Origin of the sequence: Promicromonospora sp. NPDC090134, from assembly GCF_044746965.1 — a bacterium.
Taxonomy (GTDB): Bacteria; Actinomycetota; Actinomycetes; order Actinomycetales; family Cellulomonadaceae; genus Promicromonospora.
The window spans coordinates 43,018-64,185 of sequence record NZ_JBIVCZ010000012.1; the positions used below are offsets into that span (position 1 = coordinate 43,018).

21 protein-coding genes are annotated in these 21,168 nt (G+C 74.0%); 10 read left to right on the top strand and 11 right to left on the bottom strand.

Features of this window, described 5'->3' with window-relative positions; all coding sequences use genetic code 11:
- Positions 1–20: 20 nt before the first annotated feature.
- The 3 genes from kdpC to ACIPN7_RS25845 are packed head-to-tail and all read left to right on the top strand — an operon-like array spanning position 21 to position 3,917.
- Positions 21–647 carry a potassium-transporting ATPase subunit KdpC gene (kdpC, locus tag ACIPN7_RS25835; RefSeq protein ID WP_400549356.1) on the top strand — a complete coding sequence of 209 codons (627 nt, stop codon included), beginning with the start codon at positions 21–23 and terminating at the stop codon, positions 645–647.
- 4 nt (positions 648–651) lie between these two features.
- On the top strand, positions 652–3,201 hold the full coding sequence (locus ACIPN7_RS25840) for a DUF4118 domain-containing protein (RefSeq protein WP_400549358.1): 2,550 nt from the start codon (positions 652–654) through the stop codon (positions 3,199–3,201).
- Positions 3,198–3,917: a response regulator gene (locus ACIPN7_RS25845; protein ID WP_400549360.1), complete on the top strand. Its 720-nt coding sequence runs from the start codon at positions 3,198–3,200 to the stop codon at positions 3,915–3,917. Before ACIPN7_RS25840 ends, ACIPN7_RS25845 begins: the two co-directional genes overlap by 4 nt.
- 13 nt (positions 3,918–3,930) lie before the next feature.
- Here the strand turns inward: ACIPN7_RS25845 and ACIPN7_RS25850 are convergent, their stop codons facing one another.
- The 4 genes from ACIPN7_RS25850 to ACIPN7_RS25865 form a co-directional block, all read right to left on the bottom strand.
- Positions 3,931–5,298: a TrkH family potassium uptake protein gene (locus tag ACIPN7_RS25850; protein WP_400549362.1), complete on the bottom strand. Its 1,368-nt coding sequence runs from the start codon at positions 5,296–5,298 to the stop codon at positions 3,931–3,933.
- A gap of 124 nt (positions 5,299–5,422) precedes the next feature.
- On the bottom strand, positions 5,423–6,214 hold the full coding sequence (locus tag ACIPN7_RS25855; protein WP_400549364.1) for an ABC transporter permease: 792 nt from the start codon (positions 6,212–6,214) through the stop codon (positions 5,423–5,425).
- Positions 6,211–6,969, bottom strand: coding sequence for an ABC transporter ATP-binding protein (locus tag ACIPN7_RS25860; protein WP_400549366.1), 759 nt, complete (start codon positions 6,967–6,969; stop codon positions 6,211–6,213). Before ACIPN7_RS25860 ends, ACIPN7_RS25855 begins: the two co-directional genes overlap by 4 nt.
- Positions 6,966–7,532, bottom strand: a complete 567-nt coding sequence (locus tag ACIPN7_RS25865; protein WP_400549368.1) for a TetR/AcrR family transcriptional regulator — start codon at positions 7,530–7,532, stop codon at positions 6,966–6,968. The genes ACIPN7_RS25860 and ACIPN7_RS25865 overlap by 4 nt, the downstream gene beginning before the upstream one ends.
- Before the next feature lie 168 nt (positions 7,533–7,700).
- Between ACIPN7_RS25865 and ACIPN7_RS25870 the strand changes: the two genes are divergently transcribed.
- Complete coding sequence (locus tag ACIPN7_RS25870) at positions 7,701–8,012, top strand: Lrp/AsnC ligand binding domain-containing protein (protein WP_400549370.1); 312 nt, start codon at positions 7,701–7,703, stop codon at positions 8,010–8,012.
- Here ACIPN7_RS25870 and ACIPN7_RS25875 read toward each other — a convergent pair.
- Complete coding sequence (locus tag ACIPN7_RS25875; protein WP_400549372.1) at positions 7,998–8,951, bottom strand: dihydrodipicolinate synthase family protein; 954 nt, start codon at positions 8,949–8,951, stop codon at positions 7,998–8,000. The genes ACIPN7_RS25870 and ACIPN7_RS25875 overlap by 15 nt on opposite strands.
- 125 nt (positions 8,952–9,076) lie before the next feature.
- Here ACIPN7_RS25875 and ACIPN7_RS25880 point away from each other — a divergent pair, with 125 nt between their 5' ends.
- Positions 9,077–9,592 (top strand): hypothetical protein, encoded by a 516-nt coding sequence (locus ACIPN7_RS25880; protein ID WP_400549374.1) that lies wholly within the window; start codon positions 9,077–9,079, stop codon positions 9,590–9,592.
- On the opposite strand, the gene ACIPN7_RS25885 is transcribed toward ACIPN7_RS25880, so the two are convergent.
- Positions 9,564–9,980 carry a MarR family winged helix-turn-helix transcriptional regulator gene (locus ACIPN7_RS25885; protein ID WP_400549376.1) on the bottom strand — a complete coding sequence of 139 codons (417 nt, stop codon included), beginning with the start codon at positions 9,978–9,980 and terminating at the stop codon, positions 9,564–9,566. The two genes, ACIPN7_RS25880 and ACIPN7_RS25885, sit on opposite strands and share 29 nt — an antisense overlap.
- Positions 9,981–10,031: 51 nt before the next feature.
- On the opposite strand from ACIPN7_RS25885, the gene ACIPN7_RS25890 reads away from it, so the two are divergent.
- The gene (locus ACIPN7_RS25890; RefSeq protein ID WP_400549378.1) at positions 10,032–10,616 is read left to right on the top strand and encodes a TIGR03086 family metal-binding protein; all 585 of its coding nucleotides are present in this window, start codon (positions 10,032–10,034) and stop codon (positions 10,614–10,616) included.
- Here ACIPN7_RS25890 and ACIPN7_RS25895 read toward each other — a convergent pair.
- Complete coding sequence (locus ACIPN7_RS25895) at positions 10,546–11,547, bottom strand: DMT family transporter (RefSeq protein ID WP_400549380.1); 1,002 nt, start codon at positions 11,545–11,547, stop codon at positions 10,546–10,548. The two genes, ACIPN7_RS25890 and ACIPN7_RS25895, sit on opposite strands and share 71 nt — an antisense overlap.
- Before the next feature lie 68 nt (positions 11,548–11,615).
- On the opposite strand from ACIPN7_RS25895, the gene ACIPN7_RS25900 reads away from it, so the two are divergent.
- Entirely contained in the window at positions 11,616–13,166 is a 1,551-nt protein-coding gene (locus ACIPN7_RS25900) for a PLP-dependent aminotransferase family protein (RefSeq protein WP_400549382.1), read from the top strand.
- 83 nt (positions 13,167–13,249) lie between these two features.
- Complete coding sequence (gene metG, locus ACIPN7_RS25905) at positions 13,250–14,968, top strand: methionine--tRNA ligase (RefSeq protein WP_400549384.1); 1,719 nt, start codon at positions 13,250–13,252, stop codon at positions 14,966–14,968.
- A 141-nt stretch (positions 14,969–15,109) separates the two neighbouring features.
- Here metG and ACIPN7_RS25910 read toward each other — a convergent pair whose 3' ends face one another.
- Entirely contained in the window at positions 15,110–15,565 is a 456-nt protein-coding gene (locus ACIPN7_RS25910) for a SufE family protein (protein WP_400549386.1), read from the bottom strand.
- A gap of 88 nt (positions 15,566–15,653) precedes the next feature.
- Here ACIPN7_RS25910 and ACIPN7_RS25915 point away from each other — a divergent pair, with 88 nt between their 5' ends.
- Positions 15,654–15,953 carry a DUF3175 domain-containing protein gene (locus ACIPN7_RS25915; RefSeq protein ID WP_400549388.1) on the top strand — a complete coding sequence of 100 codons (300 nt, stop codon included), beginning with the start codon at positions 15,654–15,656 and terminating at the stop codon, positions 15,951–15,953.
- Positions 15,954–15,993: 40 nt separating this feature from the next.
- On the opposite strand, the gene ACIPN7_RS25920 is transcribed toward ACIPN7_RS25915, so the two are convergent.
- A complete protein-coding gene (locus ACIPN7_RS25920; RefSeq protein WP_400549390.1) occupies positions 15,994–16,887 on the bottom strand; it encodes a sulfurtransferase in 894 nt (297 codons plus the stop codon).
- A gap of 77 nt (positions 16,888–16,964) precedes the next feature.
- The gene (locus tag ACIPN7_RS25925) at positions 16,965–18,263 is read right to left on the bottom strand and encodes a transcriptional regulator (protein ID WP_400549392.1); all 1,299 of its coding nucleotides are present in this window, start codon (positions 18,261–18,263) and stop codon (positions 16,965–16,967) included.
- A gap of 289 nt (positions 18,264–18,552) precedes the next feature.
- Here ACIPN7_RS25925 and ACIPN7_RS25930 point away from each other — a divergent pair, with 289 nt between their 5' ends.
- A complete protein-coding gene (locus ACIPN7_RS25930; protein WP_400549394.1) occupies positions 18,553–19,188 on the top strand; it encodes a hypothetical protein in 636 nt (211 codons plus the stop codon).
- Between the two features lie 274 nt (positions 19,189–19,462).
- Here ACIPN7_RS25930 and ACIPN7_RS25935 read toward each other — a convergent pair whose 3' ends face one another.
- On the bottom strand, positions 19,463–21,106 hold the full coding sequence (locus tag ACIPN7_RS25935) for a von Willebrand factor type A domain-containing protein (RefSeq protein ID WP_400549396.1): 1,644 nt from the start codon (positions 21,104–21,106) through the stop codon (positions 19,463–19,465).
- Positions 21,107–21,168 lie beyond the last annotated feature (62 nt).

The window sequence follows — 21,168 nt, forward strand, 5'->3', positions numbered from 1 at the left end:
AGATCCGGAAAGGAAATCCCATGGCATCGACCACAGTCGCGAGCGATCTCGCGGCGCTGACCCGGCACTCCCTGGCGGGGCTGCGCATGCTGCTCGTGTTCACCCTCCTGCTGGGGCTGGCCTACCCGCTGGCGGCGACCGCCGTCGGGCAGGTGGCCTTCCCCTGGCAGGCGAACGGCTCGCTGGTGCGGGCCGACGGCACGCACACCACCGACCGCTCCGAGGCGGTGGGCTCCGCGCTCGTCGCGCAGGGCTTCGAGGGCGCCGAGTACTTCCACCCGCGGCCGTCCGCCGCGGGCGACGGGTACGACACGTCCGCCTCCGCCGCGTCGAACCTCGGCCCGCTCAACCCGGACCTGGTCGCGACGATCGAGGAGCGCAAGGCCGCCGTCGCCGAGCTGGAAGGTGTGGACCCGGCGGACGTCCCGGCCGACGCCGTCACGGCGTCCGGCTCGGGCCTGGACCCGCACATCAGCCCTGAGTACGCCGCGATCCAGGTGGCGCGGGTCGCCGAGGCGCGCGGGCTGTCCGTGGCCGACGTCGAGGCGGCCGTGGCCGCGCACACCGCCGGGCGCGACCTGGGCGTGCTGGGCGAGCCGCGGGTGAACGTGCTGGAGCTCAACCTCGCCCTCGATGACGCACACTGATCCCATGACCACCGGACGCCGGGGCCGCCTCACTGTCTACCTGGGGGCGGCCCCTGGCGTGGGCAAGACCTACGCCATGCTGGACGAGGCGCACCGGCGGCGCGCCCGGGGCACGGACGTCGTCATCGGCCTGGTGGAGACGCACGGGCGGGCCGCGACGATCGAACGGATCGGCGACCTCGAGATGCTGTCCCGGCGGCTCGTCGAGCACCGCGGGTCCACGCTCACCGAGCTCGACGTGCCGGCCGTGCTCGAGCGTGCGCCCGAGGTGGTGCTGGTGGACGAGCTCGCGCACACCAACGCCCCCGGTTCCGAGCACCCCAAGCGGTGGCAGGACGTGCACGACCTGCTGGACGCCGGGATCGACGTGGTCACCACGGTCAACGTGCAGCACCTCGCGTCGCTGACCGACGACGTCGAGGCCATCACCGGGGTGCGGCAGCGGGAGACCGTGCCCGACCAGGTGGTGCGCGACGCCGACCAGATCCAGCTCGTGGACCTCTCGCCGGAGCAGCTCCGGCGCCGGCTGGCCCACGGCAACGTGTACCGGGCCGAGCAGATCGACGCCTCGATGTCGTCGTTCTTCCGGGTCGGCAACCTGACGGCGCTGCGTGAGCTCGCGCTGCTGTGGCTGGCCGACCGGGTGGACGACGCCCTGACGAGGTACCGCGCCGACCACTCGATCGGCGGTACCTGGCCGGCCCGCGAGCGCATCGTCGTGGCCGTCACCGGCGGGCCGGAGACGGAGACGCTGCTGCGCCGGGCCGCGCGCATCGCCCAGCGGGCGGCGGGCACCGAGCTGCTCGCCGTGCACGTCCTGCCCACGGACGGGCTGCCGGCGACGCCGTCGTCCACGATCGCCGCGCACCGCGCGCTGGTGGAGTCGCTCGGCGGGGTGTTCCACACGGTGGTGGGGGAGGACGTGCCGTCCGCCGTCGTGGACTTCGCTCGCGGGGTGAACGCGACCATGATCGTCGTGGGCGTCTCCCGGCACCCGGTGTGGCGGCAGGCGCTGCTCGGCTCGTCCAGCGCGGAGATCGCCCGGCTCTCGGGCACGATCGACGTGCACCTCGTGACGCACGAGCGGGCCCGCGTGGGTGTGGGGGTGCGCTCGCGGTACTCCTCGCTGTCCCCGAAGCGCCGCGCGGCGGGCTGGGGCTCGGCCCTGCTGATCCCGGCCCTGCTGACGGCCGCGCTCCTGGTGATCGGCACGGACGACGTCGCGCTCGCCACGGACGCCATGCTGCTGCTGGCGGGGGTGGTCGGCGTCGCGCTGATCGGCGGGCTGTGGCCCGCCGTGGTGGCGGCCGTGGTGTCCAACCTGTGCCTCAACTGGTTCTTCGCGCCGCCGGTGGGACGGTTCACGATCGCCGAGGGGGAGAACGTGCTCGCGCTGGCCGTGTTCGTGGTGATCGCCGTCGCCGTCGCGTCCGTGGTGGACCTGGCCGCGCGGCGCACCACCCAGGCGTACCGGGCGCGGGCGGAGGCGTCCACGCTGGCCGCGCTGTCGCGCTCGGTGCTGTCGGGCCAGGACACGGCCCAGGCGATCGTGCACCGGCTCGCCCAGACCTTCGCGATGGCCGACGTGCGTCTCGAGGAGCGCACCGACGACCGCGCGCCGTGGTCCGTGGTGGCGCACGAGCGGTGGGTCACGGACGCGGAGCCCGCCCCCGCGTCCGGCGGTGCGGAGGCGGACCCGACCGTGACCGAGGTGGTGATCGACGACCGGCACCGGCTGGTGCTCGCCGGCCGGGTGCTGCCGGCGAGCGACCGGCAGGTGGTCGAGGCGTTCGGCGTGCAGGCCGGCATCGTGCTGGAGCGGCGCCGCCTGCGCGAGCAGGCCGCCCAGGCCGAGGTGCTGGAGCGCACCGAGAGCACCCGCACCGCGCTGCTCGCCGCCGTCTCGCACGACCTGCGCACGCCGCTCGCCGTGATCCGCACGGCGGTGGACGGTCTGTCCTCGCCGGACGTCGAGCTGGACCGGGAGGACCGCGACGTCCTGACGGCCACGATCGCGGACTCGACGCACCGGCTGGAGCGCCTCATCGGCAACCTCCTGGACCTGTCCCGCATCCAGACCGGCGCCGTCCGGCCTGCGCTGCGGGCGGCGTCGCTGGAGGAGGTGGTGCCGATCGCCGTCGAGCCGTGGCTGGCCGACCTGGCGCTCGACGTGCCGGAGGACCTCCCGCTCGTGCACACCGACCCCGGCCTGTTCGAGCGGGTGGTGGCCAACGTCGTGTCCAACGCGGTGCGGCACTCGCCGCCGGGCGCCAAGGTGCTGTTCACCGCCTCGGCCGCGCGCGACGCGGTGGAGCTGCGCGTGGCCGACACGGGGCCGGGCGTGCCCGACGAGCGCAAGACCACGATGTTCGAGCCCTTCCAGCGGCTCGACGACACGAGCGCGGGCGGCCTCGGCCTCGGTCTCGCGGTCGCGGCGGGTCTCGCGAACGCCGTCGGCGCCCGGATCTCCGCCGAGGACACCCCGGGCGGCGGCCTCACGATGGTGCTCACGGTGCCGCGGGAGATGGCCCTGGATGATGGGATGGCCTCGTGACCGGTGAGACGGACAGTGAGGCGCGCGCGACGACGTCGGGCAACCGCGTGCTCGTGGTGGACGACGACGCGGCGCTGACCCGCGCCCTGGCGATCAACCTGCGCGCCCACGGCTGGGACGTGACCGCGGCGCCGACGGGCGCGGCGGCGCTCGACGCCGTGGCGTCGGCCCGGCCCGACGTGGTGCTGCTCGACCTGGGGCTGCCCGACATGCCGGGGCTCGAGGTCATCGCGGGCATCCGCGGCTGGACCCGGGTGCCGATCGTGGTGCTGTCCGCCCGGCAGCTCGGCGACGACAAGGTGGACGCGCTCGACGCCGGGGCCGACGACTACGTGACCAAGCCGTTCGCGATGAACGAGCTGCTGGCGCGGCTGCGCGCCGCCGTCCGCCGCGCGGAGCCCGCGCAGGCCGAGGAGCCCCTGGTCACCGCGGGCGACCTGCGGATCGACCTGGCGCGGCGGCAGGTGTTCCGTGCCGGGGAAGAGGTGCGCCTCAGCCCCACCGAGTGGGCACTGCTGGAGGTGCTGGTGCGCAACCGCGGCCGGCTCGTGGACCGCAAGCTGCTGCTGCACGAGGTGTGGGGCCCGGCGTACTCGACGGAGACCAACTACCTGCGCGTCTACACGGCGCAGCTGCGGCGCAAGCTGGAGCAGGACCCGTCGCACCCGAAGCACATCCTCACGCACCCGGGCGCGGGGTACCGGTTCGAGGAGTGAGCCGGACGGCGGGTCAGCCGATGATGGGCGCGCTCTCCGGGTGCCGGTACAGCCGGCCGCGGGTGCGCAGGGCGAGCGCGGTGCCGAGCGTGATGGGGCCGAGCCGCCCGACGAACATCAGTGCCACGAGCACGAGCTGGTGGTACCAGGCCAGGTCGGCAGTGATCCCGGTGGACAGGCCGGTCGTGCTGAACGCGGAGGTCACCTCGAAGAGGATCTGGTCCACCGTGAACGGCGAGAGCGCCGTCATCCACAGCGTCGGGAGCACGACGATCGCCACCGAGAGCAGCGCGAGCGTGAGGGCCTGACGCTGGGTGGCGAGCGAGATGCGCCGGTCGAACACGGTCGCGTCCGGGTCGCCGCGCAGCTCGGACCAGATCAGCACCGCGAGCACGGCGAACGTGGTCACCTTGATGCCGCCGGCCGTGCCGCCGGACCCGCCGCCGATGAACATCAGGATGACCGTGCCGAGCCAGGTCTCGGTGTGCATCTCGCTGGTGTTCACGGAGTTGAACCCGGCGGTGCGCGCCTGCGCCGACTGCGTGAACGACGCCAGGATGCGGCCCCCGGTGTCGAGGGTGCCCATGGTCGCCGTGTTGTCCCACTCCGCCAGCAGGAAGAAGCCGGTACCGCCCACCAGGAGCAGGGCGGTCATGAGCAGCGTGATCTTGGTGTGCACGCTCCAGCGGCGCGGGCGACGACGTTCGCGCAGCACCTCCAGGACGACGGGCAGGCCCAGCCCGCCCACGATGGTGCCGACGCAGATCGGCACGCAGATCCACGGGTCGGCCACGAAGTCGATCAGCGACGTCGAGAACAGGGCGAAGCCCGCGTTGTTGTAGGCGGACACCGAGTGGAACACGCCGTACCAGAGTGCCCTGCCGGCCGGCTCGTCGTAGGCGACGGCGAACCGTACGGCCAGCACCACGGCCACGACGGCCTCGACGACCAGTGCCAGGACGACCACGCGAACCAGCATCCGGCGCACGTCGCCGAGGCTCACGGTGCGGGTCGACGCCGCCGCCACCAGCCGGGAGCTCAGGTCGAGGCGCCGGGTGACCAGGACGCTGAGCAGCGACGCGACGGTCATGACACCGAGCCCGCCGACCTGGATGAGCACCAGGATCACGGCCTCGCCGAACCCGGACCAGAACACCGGCGTGTCGAGGACGACCAGTCCCGTCACGCACACCGCCGATGTCGCGGTGAACAGCGCCTCCATGAACGAGGCCGGTCGGCCGGAGGACGCGATCGGGAGCAGCAGGAACACCGTGCCGACCGCTACTGCGCCGAGAAAGCCCGTGATCACGAGCTGGCCCGGCCGACGGCGCAGGGCCGCGCCCCGGCCCTCCTCACGACCCGTGGGACTGCTGAACCGCATCCTGGCTACCGTTGTCTCTCGTTCGTCACCCGTGCCGCCCCGGGGGTGGGTTCGGCGCCCGCCGGTCACCGTAGCCCCTCTGCGTCGTGACCGGCTCCTCCTCCTTCGCCGCCGGCGCTCCGAGTCACACGTTCGTGAGGCGTCGCCAGGCCCGCACGACGGCGGCGATCGCGAACGGGCCGACGACGGCCGCGAGCAGGAGGTGTGGCGGGCCGATCGCGGCCGCGGCGTCGGCGCCGCCCATGCCCGTCCACAGGGACGGTGCGGCGTAGGGGAACCAGGAGCCGCCGCCGAGCAGCACCACGATCTGCGTGAGGGCGACCATGCCCACGAGCGCGCCGACGGTGCCGAGCTGGCTGCGCGTCACGGTCGCGACCCACGCGAACGGCAGGGCCAGGCCGCCCCCGAGCAGCCCCGCGAGCAGGGCGGTGCCGACGCCCGCCCAGGCCTCGAAGGGCGCGCCCGCACCCGCGGCGGCGACGGCGGACGCTGCGACGGTCACGGTGACGGTCAGCACCACGCACGCCGCGATCCAGGCGAGCGCGACCAGGCACTTGGCGAGCGCGATCGTGCCGCGCGGCACGGCGAGGCCGAACAGCGCGCCCGCGGTCCCGCTCTCCAGCTCGCGCCCGAACGACCACGCGACGAAGAACCCGCCGGCGGCCAGCGCGGCGACCGAGAGCACCTGGGCGCACACCATCAGGTGCGTGGTCGCCAGGTCGCCGGTGGCATAGTCGGCGAGCTTGGCCGCCGTCGGGCCTGCGGCCTGCGGCGACCGGGCCAGTGCCACCATCCCCACGCTGCCCAGCGGCACCAGCACGACGAGCAGCGCGGTCGCCAGGCGCGCGACGACGGAGCGGCGCAGCTTGAGCGTCTCGACCACCAGGGCGGCGCGGAGCGCGGTGCCCGGGGTCATGGCGGGCTCCCGGCGTCGGCGGCTCGGGTGTCGGCCGCTCGGGTGTCGGCAGCGAGCACCATGGCGAAGAACCGCTGTTCCAGGTCGGTGCCGCCTGGTTCCAGCCGTCCGACGTCCCGCCCCGCGTGCAGCACGACGATCTCGTCGGCGATGCGCGCGACCTCGTCGAGGTGGTGGCTCGAGACGAGGACCGCCGTGCCGTCGTCGGCCAGGTCGCGGACCAGCCCGCGCACCAGGACCACGCCCTGCGGGTCGAGGGCGCTGGTGGGCTCGTCGAGGATCAGGGCGGCCGGCCGGTGGAGGGTCGCGCAGGCGATGCCCAGGCGCTGGCGGTTACCCATCGAGAGCGTCCGGGCCAGGGCATGGCGCCACGGGTCGAGCCCCACGCGGCCGACGGCGGCGTCGGCCGCCGGCGCAGCGTCTCGTCCGGACAGTCCGTGCAGCAGCGCGGCGCAGCGCAGGTTCTCGGTGACGGTGAGCTCCGGGTAGACCAGTGGGGTCTCGACCGCCTGGCCGAACCGCAGGGCGACGGCGGCGGGCAGGGTCGCCGGGTCGTGGCCGAGGACCCGGGCCGTGCCACGGGTGGGGCGCAGCCGGCCGGCCAGCGCGCGCAGCGCCGTCGTCTTGCCCGCGCCGTTGAGGCCGATCAGGGCCGTGACCTGGCCGGGCCCGACGGCCAGCGTGAGGTGGTCCAGGGCGACCCGAGCGCCGAAGGCGTGCGCGACGTCGTCGAGCAGGAGCGCAGGCGTGGTCATGACGTCGCTCCTGCCGGGGCGAGCTGCGCCAGGGCGCGGCGGACGAGGGCGGCGAGCGTGACGTCGTCAGGCGCCGAACCCCAGGCCAGGAGGGCCGCGGTGGTGGCGGCGAGGCAGGCCGAGGCGGCGATGGCGGCGTCCAGGCGCTCGACGCCGTCGGCCACGAGCCGGTCCACGATCGCCTGTTGGGTTGCCTCGGTCCCGACCGATACCGCGGCCCGGAGCGCGGGCGACCGCGCGACGAGGGCGACGCGTCGCCTCGCCGTCGCGTCCTCGGTGGGCGTGATGTCACCGAGGGCCGCGAGCAGGCCGAGCCGGGTGCGCTCCAGGGGCGGGAGGCCGGTCGGCTGGGCGCCGACGGCCTCGGCGATCAGGGGGTCGTACGGGTCGGTGACGAGAACGGCGTCCTTGGTGGGGAAGTGCCGGAAGAACGTCATGGGGGTGATCCCGGCGGCGGCGGCGATCTGGTTGACCGTGGTGGCGTCGTACCCCTGGCGCTCGAAGAGGTCGAGCGCCGCGTCGAGGATGCGGGCCCGGGTGCGGAGAGTGCGGGGAGTGGCCACCCTTGAAATGTTAGTCGCTAACATTCCGGCCTTCAAGGGTGACCGGTCGACGGCCGGCAGCGGGAGCGCGGCCGCGAGCGTCAAGGTCCCGTCAGCATGCGGGCGCCCGGCGTAGGGATCGCGTTCATGTCGCGGGTGCGACCGCGGGTCGTCCCTAGCGTCACGGGTATGGCCTCGACTCCCGCCTCCCGCCGCTCCTCAGGAGCTGACCCGGTGGTCGGCCGGCCGGTGGAGGTCCTGGCCCACGTGCAGGTGCGCGCGGACGGCGACCTCGACGCGCTGGAGGAGCACCTGGCGGGCGCCCTTGCGACCGTGGCGGCCTGGCAGGTCACCGGGGAGTCCGACTACGTGGCGCACCTCGCGTGCCGGAGCCTGCGGGACGTCGAGGCCGAGCTGCGCCGCGTGCGCGAGCACCCCGCGGTGCGGCGGGTGACCGCGCAGCTCCTGCTGCACCGCGTCACGGGCTCAGCGCAGGCGTAGCGCACCGCCGTGCGCGTCCGGGTGGTCCAGCCGGACCAGCCCGCGGTGGAAGTCCGGCAGTCCGTCGTAGACCTCCAGGTCGCGCCGGATCGCCGCCGTCTCCTCGGGCAGCGGGCCGACCAGGGGCAGGCGGACCCGCGCCGTGGGCAGCAGCCCCAGGCCGCGCAGCACCACCTTGGTCGCCACCGCTGGGGGGACATGGCGGTGCAGCGCGTGGTCGAGGGGTGCGAGCCGCTCGGCGAAGCCGCCCGCGACGTCCGGGTCGCCACCCAGGAGTGCGTCGACATAGGCCCGCCAGAGGGCAGGCTCCACGTTGACGCCGACGCCGACCACGCCCTGCCCGCCGGCGGTGAGCACCATGGCCGCGGCGTCGGACCCGGCGTAGTAGGCCAGGTCGGTCAGGCCCATGATCTCCGCGGCGCGGTGCGGGTTCTCCGTGGCGTCCTTGACGGCCCGGACGTTCGGATGATCGGCCGCGCGGAGCAGGGTCGCCGTCTCGAAGCCGACGCCGAACCGGCGGGGGTTGTCGTAGAGCATGACGGGTGCCTCCGCGGCGTCGGCGATCGCCCACACATGGGCGAGCAGGCCCGCCTGCGAGGGCCGGCTGGCCGCGGGCGCCGCGACGAGGACCCCGTCGGCTCCGGCCCGGACGCCGTCGGCGGCCAGGGCGATGCCCTCGGTGGTGTCGTGCTCGCCCGCGCCGACGACGACGGCTGCGCGGCGCGCGGCGGCGTCGACCGCCGTCCGGACCAGGTCCAAGCGCTCCGCGGGTGCGATGGCGCCGGACTCGCCCGTCGTGCCCGCGACCACGACGCCGTCCACCCCCTGCGTGACGAGGCGGTCGACGTGGGCGGCGAGGGCGGCGAGGTCGAGGTGACCGTCGGCGGTGAACGGGGTGACGGTCGCGGCGAACAGCCGCGTGGAGAGTGGATCAGGCACCCGTTCACGCTAGGTCGTGCGGTGGGTGGCCGTCCGTACGGGCACCGTCAGGAGTTGCCGGGCGCCCGTATGGGTTGCGTCAGGGAGCCGGTCCGCGCCCGGCCCCGCGCCGTACGACGGGGGGTATGACCCTCACCGCGATCCTGCCCACGCTCCGCGCGAGCATCCCCGACCCGCTCGCCGCCGGGTGCTGGCCGGCGTACACCCGCGCCACGACCACCGACCTGGTGGTGGACGGCGTCTCCCTGCACACCCTGGCGACGCTGTGCGGCACCCCGTGCGTGCACACGGCGCAGGCCACCGAGCCGGTCGTGGTGGTCACCGCCGTGGGCGACACCACGACCACCCCAGACGGGCGGCGTGTGCTGGTGCTCGACGCCGACCTGGGTCGCGCCGGGGCGACGTGGCCCGAGCTGCGCCTTGTCGGCCGGGCTTCCGTCGCGCGGCTGGTGCCGACCGTCGTGTGCGACCCCGACAAGGCGCGGCTCGCGCAGGTGGAGCTGCCCGCGGACCTCGCGGTGGGTGACGTGCTCGGGGTGCCGTGCGCCGCCGTCGGGGTGCGCGGCGGCGTCGGGGTGCGTGGCGGCGCCGGGGCACGCGGCCGGCGCGAGCTCAGTCGAGGGACGCGTCCAGCGCGGTGAGCGCCCGCTCGAACGCCGCGCGCTCGTCGGCCGGAAGGTCGCCCAGCAGCTCTCGCTCCATGGCGACGATGCCGGCCTGACAGGTGGCCAGCACCCGCCGCCCCTCGGCGGTGAGCGAGACGACGCGGTTGCGGCGGTCGGCGGGGTCGGGGGCGCGGCTGACGAGCCCGAGCTCCACGAGCCGGTCCAGGTTGCCGATCAGCCGCGTCTTGTCGCGACCCGTGGTGGCCGCGAGCTGCGCCTGCGTCGGGGCGTCCTGCTCGCCCAGGGCGGTGAGCACCGCGTAGTCCCACATCTGCAGGCCGGCGGCTGCGAGGATCGGCTCCTCCCGGGCGATCACCATCCGCAGCAGCCGGGTCAGCAGGTAGCCAAGCTCGGGACGCTCCACCCGGCGATCCTATCCAGCAACCTACGATCTACTCGGGTGTATCGTCTACTTATGCTTACTTATTCGGAGATGCTCACCCTGCACCACGCCGCCCTCGCCGACACCACCAGCCTCGTCGAGCGGGCCGCCCTGGGCCCGCTCGACATCGCGACACCGTGCGACGAGTGGGACCTCGCCGCCCTGCTGTCGCACATGATCGGCCAGAACCACGGTTTCGCGGCCGCCCTCGGCGACGGCAACGCCGACGTCGCGCTCTACGCCGGTCCGGAGGTGACGCCGGCCGGCGCCGTCGACGCGTGGGAGGCGTCCGCGACGGCGCTCCGCGAGGCGTCCGTGCGCGCGCAACCGGACGCCCCCGTCCACCTGGCCGAGTTCGACGCCCAGGTCTCGGCGACGCTCGCCCTCGGGATGCAGCTGCTCGACACCGCGGTGCACGCCTGGGACGTCGCCACGGCGCTCGGCACCACCTACCGGCCCGACGACGCCACCGTCGCCTTCGTGCTCGAGAGCGCCGGCCCGATCGCCGCCCGCCCCGGCGGGACGCCGGGCGTGTTCGCGGCCCCGCTCACCGCGACCGGTTCCGACCCGTGGACCGACGCCCTGCGGCTGCTGGGCCGGGACCCCCAGCCGGCCTGAGCATCCCGAGCGCGACGCCCGCCACCACGACCGCGACACCCAGCCAGACGGCCGGCCCGGGCACCGGCCCGCCGAGCGCCACGCCGCCCACGGCCGACGCCACGGGGACGACGCCGGTGAACAGCCCGGCCCGTCCCGGACCGATCCGGCCGACCGCGGTGTACCAGAGCAGGAACGCCACGACCGTGACGCCCAGCGCGAGGTGCAGCGTGGCCGGCAGGTGCTCGGCCCGCAGGGTCAGCACGGCGCCCGGCCCCTCGACCGCCACGCTGAGCACCCAGAGCGCCACGGCCGCGATCCAGACGGCGTGCAGCGAGACGCCGTGCGGCCCGAGCCGGCCCAGCACGGGGACGGCCAGCAGCGTGAACCCGGCCTCGCAGACCAGGGTGAGCAGCGCGTAGCCGACTCCCGCCGCGTCCGTGCGTCCGCCGCCGGTGACCAGGACGGCGCCCAGGGTCACCACCGCGGCGGCGCCCACCACGGCCGGCGTCGGCCGGGATCCGCCCAGGAGCGGCCCCACCAGGGCGAGGAGCACGGGCACGGCGGCGACCGCCACCCCGATCACCGCGGGCTCGGCATGTGCGACGCCGCGGACCACCCCCACGTTGAACAGCACCAGCCCGCTCAGCGCCACACCCGCGAGCCAGGCCCACTCCCGGCCGCGGGGTGCGGGCAGCGCCCGGCCGGTCAGCCGCAGCACCACCGCCAGCACCAGGGCCGCCAGCGTGTAGCGGACGGCCTGCACCGCGAACAGCGGCGCGTCGGCGAGCACGCCCGAGACCGCCACCTGGCTGCCCACCAGCGACATGCCGAGCGCGGCGAAGAGCGGGCCGGTCCAGGCGGAACGGTGCTGGTCGGTTCGGAGGCCGTCAGGACTGCCCGGCTCGGGGGCGGTGCCGGCGTGTGGTGCCGTGCGGGTGCTGGTCGTCATGTCCGCGAGCCTGCCCCCGCTTTGGTATATCTGACAGAGCCAAGATCACGGAGATCGAGGGGACCAAGATGGCCGGAGCCGACTTCCTTCAGCTCGACCCCGCCCATGCCCCGGCCGGCGGGCTGACCGCCTGGCTCGCCGAGGCGGTACGCGGGGCGGTGTCCGACGGCCGCCTGGTCCCGGGCGACCGGCTCCCCGCCACGCGGGTGCTCGCCGACCAGCTCGGCTGCTCCCGCGGCGTGGTGGTCGACGCCTACCGGCGCCTGGCCGACGAGGGCCTGCTCGCCGGCCGGCACGGCGGCGGGACGACGGTCCGTGCCGCCTGGGCCCCGGCCCCCGGCTCCGGGATGCCGACCGCCGCGGCCGGCACCGCCACGGCGGCCCGCCCGCCGTCGTCGGGCCTCGCGGGAGCCCTGCCCGGCGCGTTCGCGCCGGCGGCTCCGGGCGCGCCTGATGCCACCGGGGCCGACCTGATCGACCTCGCACCCGGCCTGCCCGACCTGTCCGCGTTCCCGCGCGCCGCCTGGGCCCGTGCCGAGCGCGCCGCCCTGGACGGCCTCGCGTCGAGCGACCTCGGCTACGGCGACCCGCGCGGCCTGCCCGCGCTCCGGGAGGCGCTCGCCGGCTGGCTCGCGCGCACCCGGGGCCTGCGCGCGCACCCGGACGACATCCTGGTGGTCAACGGCGTCTCCCAGGGCCTGATGCTGCTCGCCCGGGCGCTCGTCGTGCGCGGCACCACCCGGATCGGGTTCGAGGATCCGGGCTCCTACGGCGCGCGCGAGCACCTGCGCCGCTGGGACCTCGCACCCGTACCCGTCCCGGTGGACCGGCACGGGCTCGACGTCGCGGCGCTGGACCGGTCGGGGGTCGACGTCGTCCTGGTCACCCCCGCGCACCAGTTCCCCACGGGTGTGGTGCTCGCGCCCGACCGGCGGCGCGCGCTGGTCGCCTGGGCGCGGTCCGGAGCGGCGACGGGTCCGGACGGGACGCCGGGCCGGCTCGTGATCGAGGACGACTACGACGCCGAGCACCGGTACGACCGACCGCCGGTCCCCGCGCTGCGCGCCCTCGCGCCCGACCACGTGGTGCACCTGGGCAGCGTGTCCAAGACGCTCGCGCCGGGGATCCGGATCGGCTGGCTGCTGGCGCCCGCCGCGCTCCGGTCCGAGCTGGTCGAGGCCCGGTACTGGACCGACCTCGCCAGCCCGGCGCTGCCCCAGCTCGCCCTGGCGCACTTCATCACCTCGGGCGGTTTCGAGCGGCACCTGCGTCAGGTCCGACGCCGGCACCGTGCCCGGCGGGACGCCCTCCTGGCCGCGCTGGCGGCGCACCTGCCCGGCGCCACGGCCCACGGCGTGGCCGCCGGCCTGCACCTGCTGGTCACCCTGCCGGGCCACGTCGACGACGCCGCCGTGGCCCGCCGCGCCGCCGCGGCCGGGGTCCGGGTGCACCCCCTGTCGGTCCACCGGGTGGGCGACGGGCCACCCGGTCTGGTGATCGGGTACGCCGCGAACCCGCCCGACCGGCTGGCCGAGGCGGTGGCGCGGATCGCCCGCGTCACCGCCGCCGTCGGCTCACACCGTGGTTGCGATGGCACCCCCGGCAGCGCGGGGATCTAGGCTGGGCCGTGGCTCGCTCCGCGAGCCCGCCGGACGACCCGTCCGGCCACGAGATCCAGACCTCAGAATCGGAGCATCCAGCGATGGCTCGCCACCTTGTCACCAGTGCGCTTCCGTACATCAACGGCATCAAGCACCTGGGGAACATGGTCGGGTCGATGCTCCCGGCCGACGTCTACGCGCGGTACCTGCGCCAGCGCGGCCACGACGTGCTCTACATCTGCGCCACCGACGAGCACGGCACGCCGGCCGAGCTGGCGGCGGCCGAGGCGGGCCTGCCCGTCGCGGAGTTCTGCGCGGGCGCGCACGAGACGCAGAAGAAGATCTACGACGGCTTCGGGCTGTCGTTCGACCACTTCGGGCGCAGCTCCTCGACGCAGAACGCCGAGACCACGCAGCACTTCGCGCGGCGCCTGAACGAGCACGGCTTCATCGAGGAGCGGGCGATCCGGCAGGTGTACTCGCCGGTCGACGGCCGGTTCCTGCCCGACCGCTACGTCGAGGGCACGTGCCCCCACTGCGGGTACGACCGGGCGCGCGGCGACCAGTGCGAGAACTGCACCCGCGTGCTGGACCCCACGGACCTGATCGACCCGCGCTCGGCGATCAGCGGCTCGACCGACCTCGAGGTGCGCGAGACCAAGCACCTGTTCCTGCTGCAGTCCAAGCTGCAGGCCGAGGTCGAGTCGTGGATCGACGCGAACAGCAAGGACTGGCCGCTGCTGTCGACGTCGATCGCCCGCAAGTGGCTCTCCGAGGGCCTGCACGACCGCGCGATCACGCGCGACCTGGAGTGGGGCGTGCCCGTCCCGGCCGACACCTGGCCCGAGCTCGCGGCCGACGGCAAGGTCTTCTACGTCTGGTTCGACGCCCCGATCGAGTACATCGGCTCCACCCAGGAGTGGGCGGACGCCGCCCCCGCGGGCGAGACCCGGGACTGGAAGTCCTGGTGGTACGAGGCGGACGACGTGCGCTACACGCAGTTCATGGCCAAGGACAACGTCCCGTTCCACACGGTGATGTTCCCCGCCACGCAGCTCGGCGTCCGTGAGCCGTGGACCATGGTCGACTACGTCAAGGGCTTCAGCTGGCTCACCTACTACGGCGGCAAGTTCTCGACGTCGCAGAAGCGGGGCGTCTTCACCGACGCCGCGCTGGAGATCCTGCCGGCCGACTACTGGCGCTGGTACCTGATCGCGAACGCCCCGGAGTCCGACGACTCGTCGTTCACCTGGGAGCACTTCACCGGCACGGTGAACAAGGACCTGGCCGACACGCTGGGCAACTTCGTCAACCGGGTGCTGACGTTCTCCGCCAAGCGGTTCGGTGAGACCGTTCCCGCGGGCGGCGAGCCGGGCGAGGCCGAGGAGAAGCTCGGCGCGGAGGTGTCCCGGCTGCTGGCCGAGTACGAAGGGCACCTGGAGGCCCTCCAGTACCGCAAGGCCGCGAACTCCCTGCGCGCGCTGTGGTCGGCCGGCAACGCCTACCTGGTCGAGAAGGAGCCGTGGAAGCAGGTCAAGGTCGACCCGGAGGCGGCGGCGGTCTCGCTGCGCACCGCGATGAACCTGATCCACCTGTACGCGGTGGTCTCCGAGCCGTTCGTCCCGCAGACGGCGGCGACCCTCCGCGCCGTGTTCGCCCTCGACGGCGACACCGCGACCTGGGTCACCCCGCAGGCCGCGACGTCGCTCGACGCCGTGCCGGCCGGGACGGCCTTCACCGTCCCGCCGGTGCTGTTCGCCAAGATCAGCGACGACGACCTGGACGCCTACCGCGAGCGCTTCGGCGGCGGCGAGGCCTGAGCCCGGCGGCTGAGTTCGGCAGCTCGCCAGGCCGAGTTCGGCAGTCGCCTGCGAGTTCGGCAGTTGGCATCGAGATCGGCACAGGCCTGTGCCGATCTCGATGCCAACTGCCGACGTCACGACGGCGGCTCGTGGACCGGGTCAGGCTGGTGTGGCCGCGAGCTGTTCGCGGACCTGGCGCTTGGCGCGGGTGAGCATGCCTGCCATGCCGTTCAGGCGCAGCAGGCTCACGACCTTGGTCAGGCCGAGCTGCAGCGGGTAGTCCTCGGGCACGTCCAGCACCTGCTGCGCCGTCAGCCCCGTCAGGCCCTGCGCCAGGATCGAGGCGAACCCACGCGTGGTGGGCGCCTCCTCCGGTGCGCTGGCGTGGAAGGTGACCACCCCGGCGTCGTCCACCTCGGCGAACGCGTACACGGGGGACTGGCACTCCTGGACGCGCTCGAGCCGCTCGGGCGCGTCCGCGTACTTCTCCGGCAGCGGCGGCAGCTCGCGCGAGACCTCCAGCAGGAGCTGGAGCCGGTCCCGCTCGGGCGTCTCCAGGAAGGCGTCCCGCAGCTCGGCAAGGGCCTCGGGCAGGTCGACGTCGTTGGTGCTCATCCGTTCATCCTTTCACCGTCGTGGCGGCCGGGGCGAGCCGCGGGGCACGGCCCGGGCGATTGGCCCGACGGCGTCGTAGCGTGGCCGTATGGCCGGGAACAAGGGGTCCGGCGGCGGCCCGGACCGCTGGTCGCAGGACGTCACCGAGGGCAGCGACGCCCTGGACCTGGAGGAGGGCGTGTTCACCTGGGACGATCCCGCGCGGATCGCCCGGTCCCTCAAGAAGTCGGCCGAGTCGAGCGACCGGCGGAAGAGCTCCCCGTACCGGTCGGCGATGTCGATGCTGACCTTCTACCTCAACCGCGCGGGCAAGGACCTCGACGCCGGCCGGCGCGACGTGCTGGAACGCGCGAAGGACGAGCTGCGCAAGGCCTTCGGGCGTGACTGAGACGTTCGGCCGCGGCTGAACGCCTCAGTCGCGGACGCCGTCAGACCGTGCCCGGCTCGGAGCCCGTCGCGACCGGGACGCGCACGGCGTTGCCCCACTCGGTCCACGAGCCGTCGTAGTTGCGCACGCCTCTGTAGCCGAGCAGGTAGGTGAGCGCGAACCAGGTGTGGCTGGAGCGCTCGCCGATGCGGCAGTACGTGATCACGGCGCCGGCCGGGTCGAGGCCCAGGCCCGAGGTGTAGATCGCGTCGAGCTCCGCGCGCGTCCTGTAGGTACCGTCCTCGGCCACGGCCGTGGCCCACGGGACGTTGCGCGCCGTCGGGATGTGGCCGCCGCGCAGCACCCCCTCCTCGGGGTAGTCCGGGATGGCGATGCGCTCGCCGGTGTACTCCTGCGGCGAGCGGATGTCGACGAGCGGGCCGGTGCCCAGGTGCGCCAGCACGTCGTCGCGGAAGGCGCGGATCGTCGTGTCGTCGCGCTCGACCACGGGGTACTCGACCGGGGCGGGCGCGGGCACGTCCGTGGTGAGCTCGCGGCCCTCGGCGCTCCACAGCCCGCGGCCGCCGTCGAGCAGGCGCACGTCCTGGTGCCCGAACAGCGTGAACACCCACGCCGTGTACGCGGCCCACCAGTTGTTCTTGTCGCCGTACAGCACGATCGTCGTGTCGCGCGTGATGCCCTTGGCGCCCATCAGTGCGGCGAACGCGGCGCCGTCGAGGTAGTCGCGGACCTGCGGGTGCTGCAGCTCGGTGTGCCAGTCGACCTTGACCGCGCCGGGGATGTGCCCGGTCTCGTAGAGCAGCACGTCCTCGTCGGACTCGACCACGACGATGTCCGGGTCCTTGAGGTGCTCGGCCAGCCACGCCGTGCTCACGAGCCGTTCGGGGTGGGCGTACTGCGCGATCTTGTCCGACGGGTCGATGGGAGCGGGCATGGTTCCTCCTCGATGAGCGTGCACTGTCGAGTCTAGGAACACGGGCCGGGCTCCGGATGATCCCGGTGCGGTGCTGCTCAGGACAGCCGTCGCTCCAGCACGCCCAGGTGGGCCCGGGCACGGGCGGCCTGCGGTCCGCCGGGCTCGGCCAGCCGCACCAGGCGGGTCCAGGCCGTGTGGTCGTCCGCGCCCTCGTCGCGGGCGGTCCACTGCTCGACGGCGACGGCGTCGTCGCAGGTGTGCACCCCCGCCCGGACCTCCGCCTCCAGCTCCTCGCGCAGCCGCTCCACGCCGGGCGCGACCGAGCGGCGCAGCAGCGGCTCGGGGTATGCCGAGAGAGCGCCGCGCACGTCACCGCGGCGCAGCCGGGAGCGCACCGTGTCGACGTCGGACCGGAGCATCCGGGCGAGCCGGTAGGGGCGGGACCCGGCGAGCAGCGGGCCGTCGAGCACGCCGTCGGCCACCCGGCGCAGGCGGGAGATCTCCGCTCGGACGGTCACCAGCGACAGGTCGCCCGGGTGCAGCAGCACGGCGAGCTCCTCGGCGCTGAGACCGCGCGGCCGCTCGGTGAGCAGCAGCAGGATCTCGGCGTGCCGCAGGGAGAGCCGGCGGCCGCGCAGCGTCGGCGCGCCGAGCAGGTGCAGGTCGGGTGCGCGGTCGGAAGCGCCGCCCGCCGTCCTGGCGTCCCCGTCCGGGGCGACGTCGCGCGCCCAGGGCGCGTGCCCGCCGTCCGCAGCGCCCCTGGCCCGCAGCGCGAGCTCGCGCTCGACCATGGCGACCGTGGCGCGCACCAGGGCGCGGGCGACGTGCGACCCGGCGGCGCTGCCCCCGGTCAGGTCGAGGACGCCGATGATGCCGCCCGCCGGGTCGTGCACCGGGGCCGCGGTGCAGCTCAGCCGCTGGACCGGGCGCGCGAAGTGCTCGGCGCCGAGCACCTGGACGGGGCGGCGCGCGGCCAGCGCGGTGCCGGGCGCGTTGGTACCGACCGAGTCCTCGCGCCAGAGCGCACCCTCGACGAAGCCGACGCCGTCCACGGCGGAGCGCACCTGCCCGCGGCCCTCGACCCACAGGAGGCGGCCGACGTCGTCGGACACCGCGACCACCAGGCCGTCGCCCGTCGCCCCGCCCACCAGGTCGCGCACCAGCGGCATCGCGCCGGCCAGGGGATGGGCGCTGCGGTACTCGTCCAGCTCGCCCGACGCCGCGACCGTGACCGCGCTCGGCCGGTCGGGGTCCACACCGTTGCGCAGGCTCCGCTGCCACGACGCCGCGACGATCGGGTCGATCCCGTCGGGCTCCAGCAAGCCGGCGGAACCGACGAAGCTCTCATATGCCGCGCGAACCCAGCGCGCGTCCCGGTGTGGCACCTGCTGCATGCTGCCCCTCACCCTGTCCCGACGCCGTCGTCGAACCACGCCAGTGTAGGCATCGGACCAAGTTCATCAACAAGTTGTCCACCGTGATCCCCAAGTTTTCCACCGTTCCAGGAGGGTTTTCCACAGATCACAGACGCATTACGGTCTCGCCGCGCGTGACGCGGAAAGTAGTCTTAGCGTCAATCGCACCGGTAGTTAAACGGGCTTCGCGTCCGACAGATAGTTTTCATGAGGACTCTCTTTGGGGGAAGAGTTGAACACCGTCGCTTTAGCTAGACCGGAATCGCAGATGTCTGGAACTGATGAACAGGTCGGAGACAGTCCGAGCCGTGCACTGCCCGCGATCGAGCTCGCGAACCTGCCCGCGCTCGACACTCCCGCGCCGCCGCTGCTCGAACTCGACGCCGGCCTCGACCTCGTCGGCGCGCGTGGCCGCCGCCGGTGGACCTTCGGCGCCGCGATCGTCACGTGTCTGGCGGTCGCCGTCACGCTGTGGTCCATGTCCGCCCGCGCCGAGGAGACCGGCCGCATCCTCACCCTGACCACCCAGATCGACAGCCAGGTCACCAGCACCTCGGCCCGGTCGCACGACCTTGCTGCCGTCCTCGAGACGGCCGAGCGGGTCTACGAGGGCTCGGAGGGCCAGGTCGCGGACCCGGCCACGCGCGACGTGCTCGCCCAGGCGCTCGCCGAGGCGCGCCAGGCCGGGGCCCAGCGGCTGACCGACGCCCCGCCCACGTCGGTCACGCAGGCCCGCACCCTGCTCGCCCAGGCCACCCACATCGAGACCTCGCTCGACTGGGCCGTGGAGGACCTGCGCGTCGCCGTCGACATGGTCCAGCAGTCGCAGGGCGCGCAGCGCGCACTCGACTCTCGCGAGCCGCTCGGCAACCGGACGATCCTCACGTCGCGCGACGGCTCCTGACCGCCCCGCGGTTTGCCGGCCGCCCGGAGCGCACGGTCCACCTCGAGAACGACCTCGGGGACCGAAAGTGCGAAGATCGGCGTCCGGCATCATTCCCCGGGAGTGCGCGGCCGGTGCGGATTCGAATTCGGCATTGACCACATCCGGTTGAAAATTCCCGGACGGTTCGTCGGTGGTAAAACTATCTCCAGCGCATTCTGTATGTCTTTCGATCGGGTCTTGTCGAAAGCGCGCCGGGTGACAGATGCGGTCCTGGGTCGAGATCACCCCACCCTCACCCCATCTCGCGGTAGGCGTCGACCAGGTCGACGAACTCCGCCCGCAGCCCGTACGGGTCGGCGCCCAGCGCACCCGCCGCCCGGGTGCGGGCCCCGTCGAGGTTCGCCTCGGCCCGGTACTCCGAGCCCGTGGCGATCAGCCCGAGCTCCGCGACCGCCGAAGCGAAGGCGAAGTCCGCGGACGGCGTCGTCGTGTACGCGGCGGCGCCGACCGGGAACGCCACCTCGGTGCTCGCGGCGGACGGCCCGCCGTCCGGCGACTTGTACCGCACGTGCACCGTCATGAAGTCGTCGCTCGTGGCCTTCGTGGCTCCCGCGCCGCCGTCCGAACCGGCAGGGACGAGCTCGTAGAACGCCGTCACGGAGTGCCCCGCGCCCACATCGCCCGCGTCCTTCGTGTCGTCGTCGAAGTCCTCGTCCGCAAGGCGCCGGTTGTCGTATCCGATCAGCCGGTACGAGCCGACGGCGGCCGGGTTCAGCTCGACCTGCAGCTTCAGGTCCTGGGCGACGACGAACATCGTCGAGCCGAACTCATCCACCAGCACCTTGCGCGCCTCGGCCAGCGTGTCGATGTACGCGTAGTTGCCGTTCCCGTGGTCCGCGATCGCCTCCATCATGCTGTCCTTCAGGTTGTACATGCCGAAGCCCAGCACCGACACGTACACGCCGGACGCCCGCTCCGCCTCGACCAGCGTCGTGAGCTCGTGGGGCGTGGACGGCCCCACGTTGAAGTCGCCGTCGGTCGCCAGGATCACCCGGTTGTTGCCGCCCTCGACGAAGTTCTTCTCGGCCAGCTCGTACGCCGTGGTCAGGCCGGCCGCGCCACCCGTCGACCCGCCGGCCCGCAGCGACCGCAGGTGGTCCACCAGCACGCCGTGCTCCGAGCCGGGCACCGAGTCGGCGACCACCCGGTTGTCGCCCGCGTACGTCACGATCGACACGCGGTCGCGCTCGTCGAGCTGCTCCACGAGCAGTGCGAACGACTCCGCCAGCAGCGGCAGCTTGTTCGGCTCGTCCATGGACCCGGACACGTCCAGCAGGAAGACGATGTTGTTGCCTTCCGACGTCGGCAGCGCCTGGGTGGCCTGCACGCCCACCATCGCGAGCTGGTGCTCCGGGTTCCACGGGGCCCGCGCCACCTCGGTCGTCACCGAGAAGGGGTGCTCGGCCCCGGCGGCGGGCGCGTCGTAGTCGTAGTCGAAGTAGTTGACCAGCTCCTCGATGCGCACCCCCTCGGGTGCCACGCCCTGGTTCACCTGACGGCGCAGGTTCGAGTATGACGCCGTGTCGACGTCGGACGAGAACGTGGACAGCGGGCTCGTGGCGACGTCCAGGAACGGCGACTCGGGGGAGTCGTCGTACTCCTCGCCCCCGGGGTCGGTCGGGCCGGGCTCGGGGTAGGGCTCCGGGTAGGGCGGGACGAACACCTCGTCGCCCAGGGCCTCCGCCCGCGCGGCGTCCGCGGCCGGAGCGCCGTCGGGGGCCGTGTCGGGGGCCGGCAGGCCGGTCGCCACCTCGGCGGTGTCCGACCCGCCGTCCTGCGCGGTGCAGCCCGCGAGCGCCAGCACCACGCTCAATGCCGCGGCGAGCGGGACCAGCAGCGGGACCGCGGGTGCGGGGCGGCGTGGTGCGAGGTTCATGGGGGCTTCTCCTCGGTGTCGGCTCGTCGCACGGGCACGGTCGGCCCGGCGATCTGTCCTCA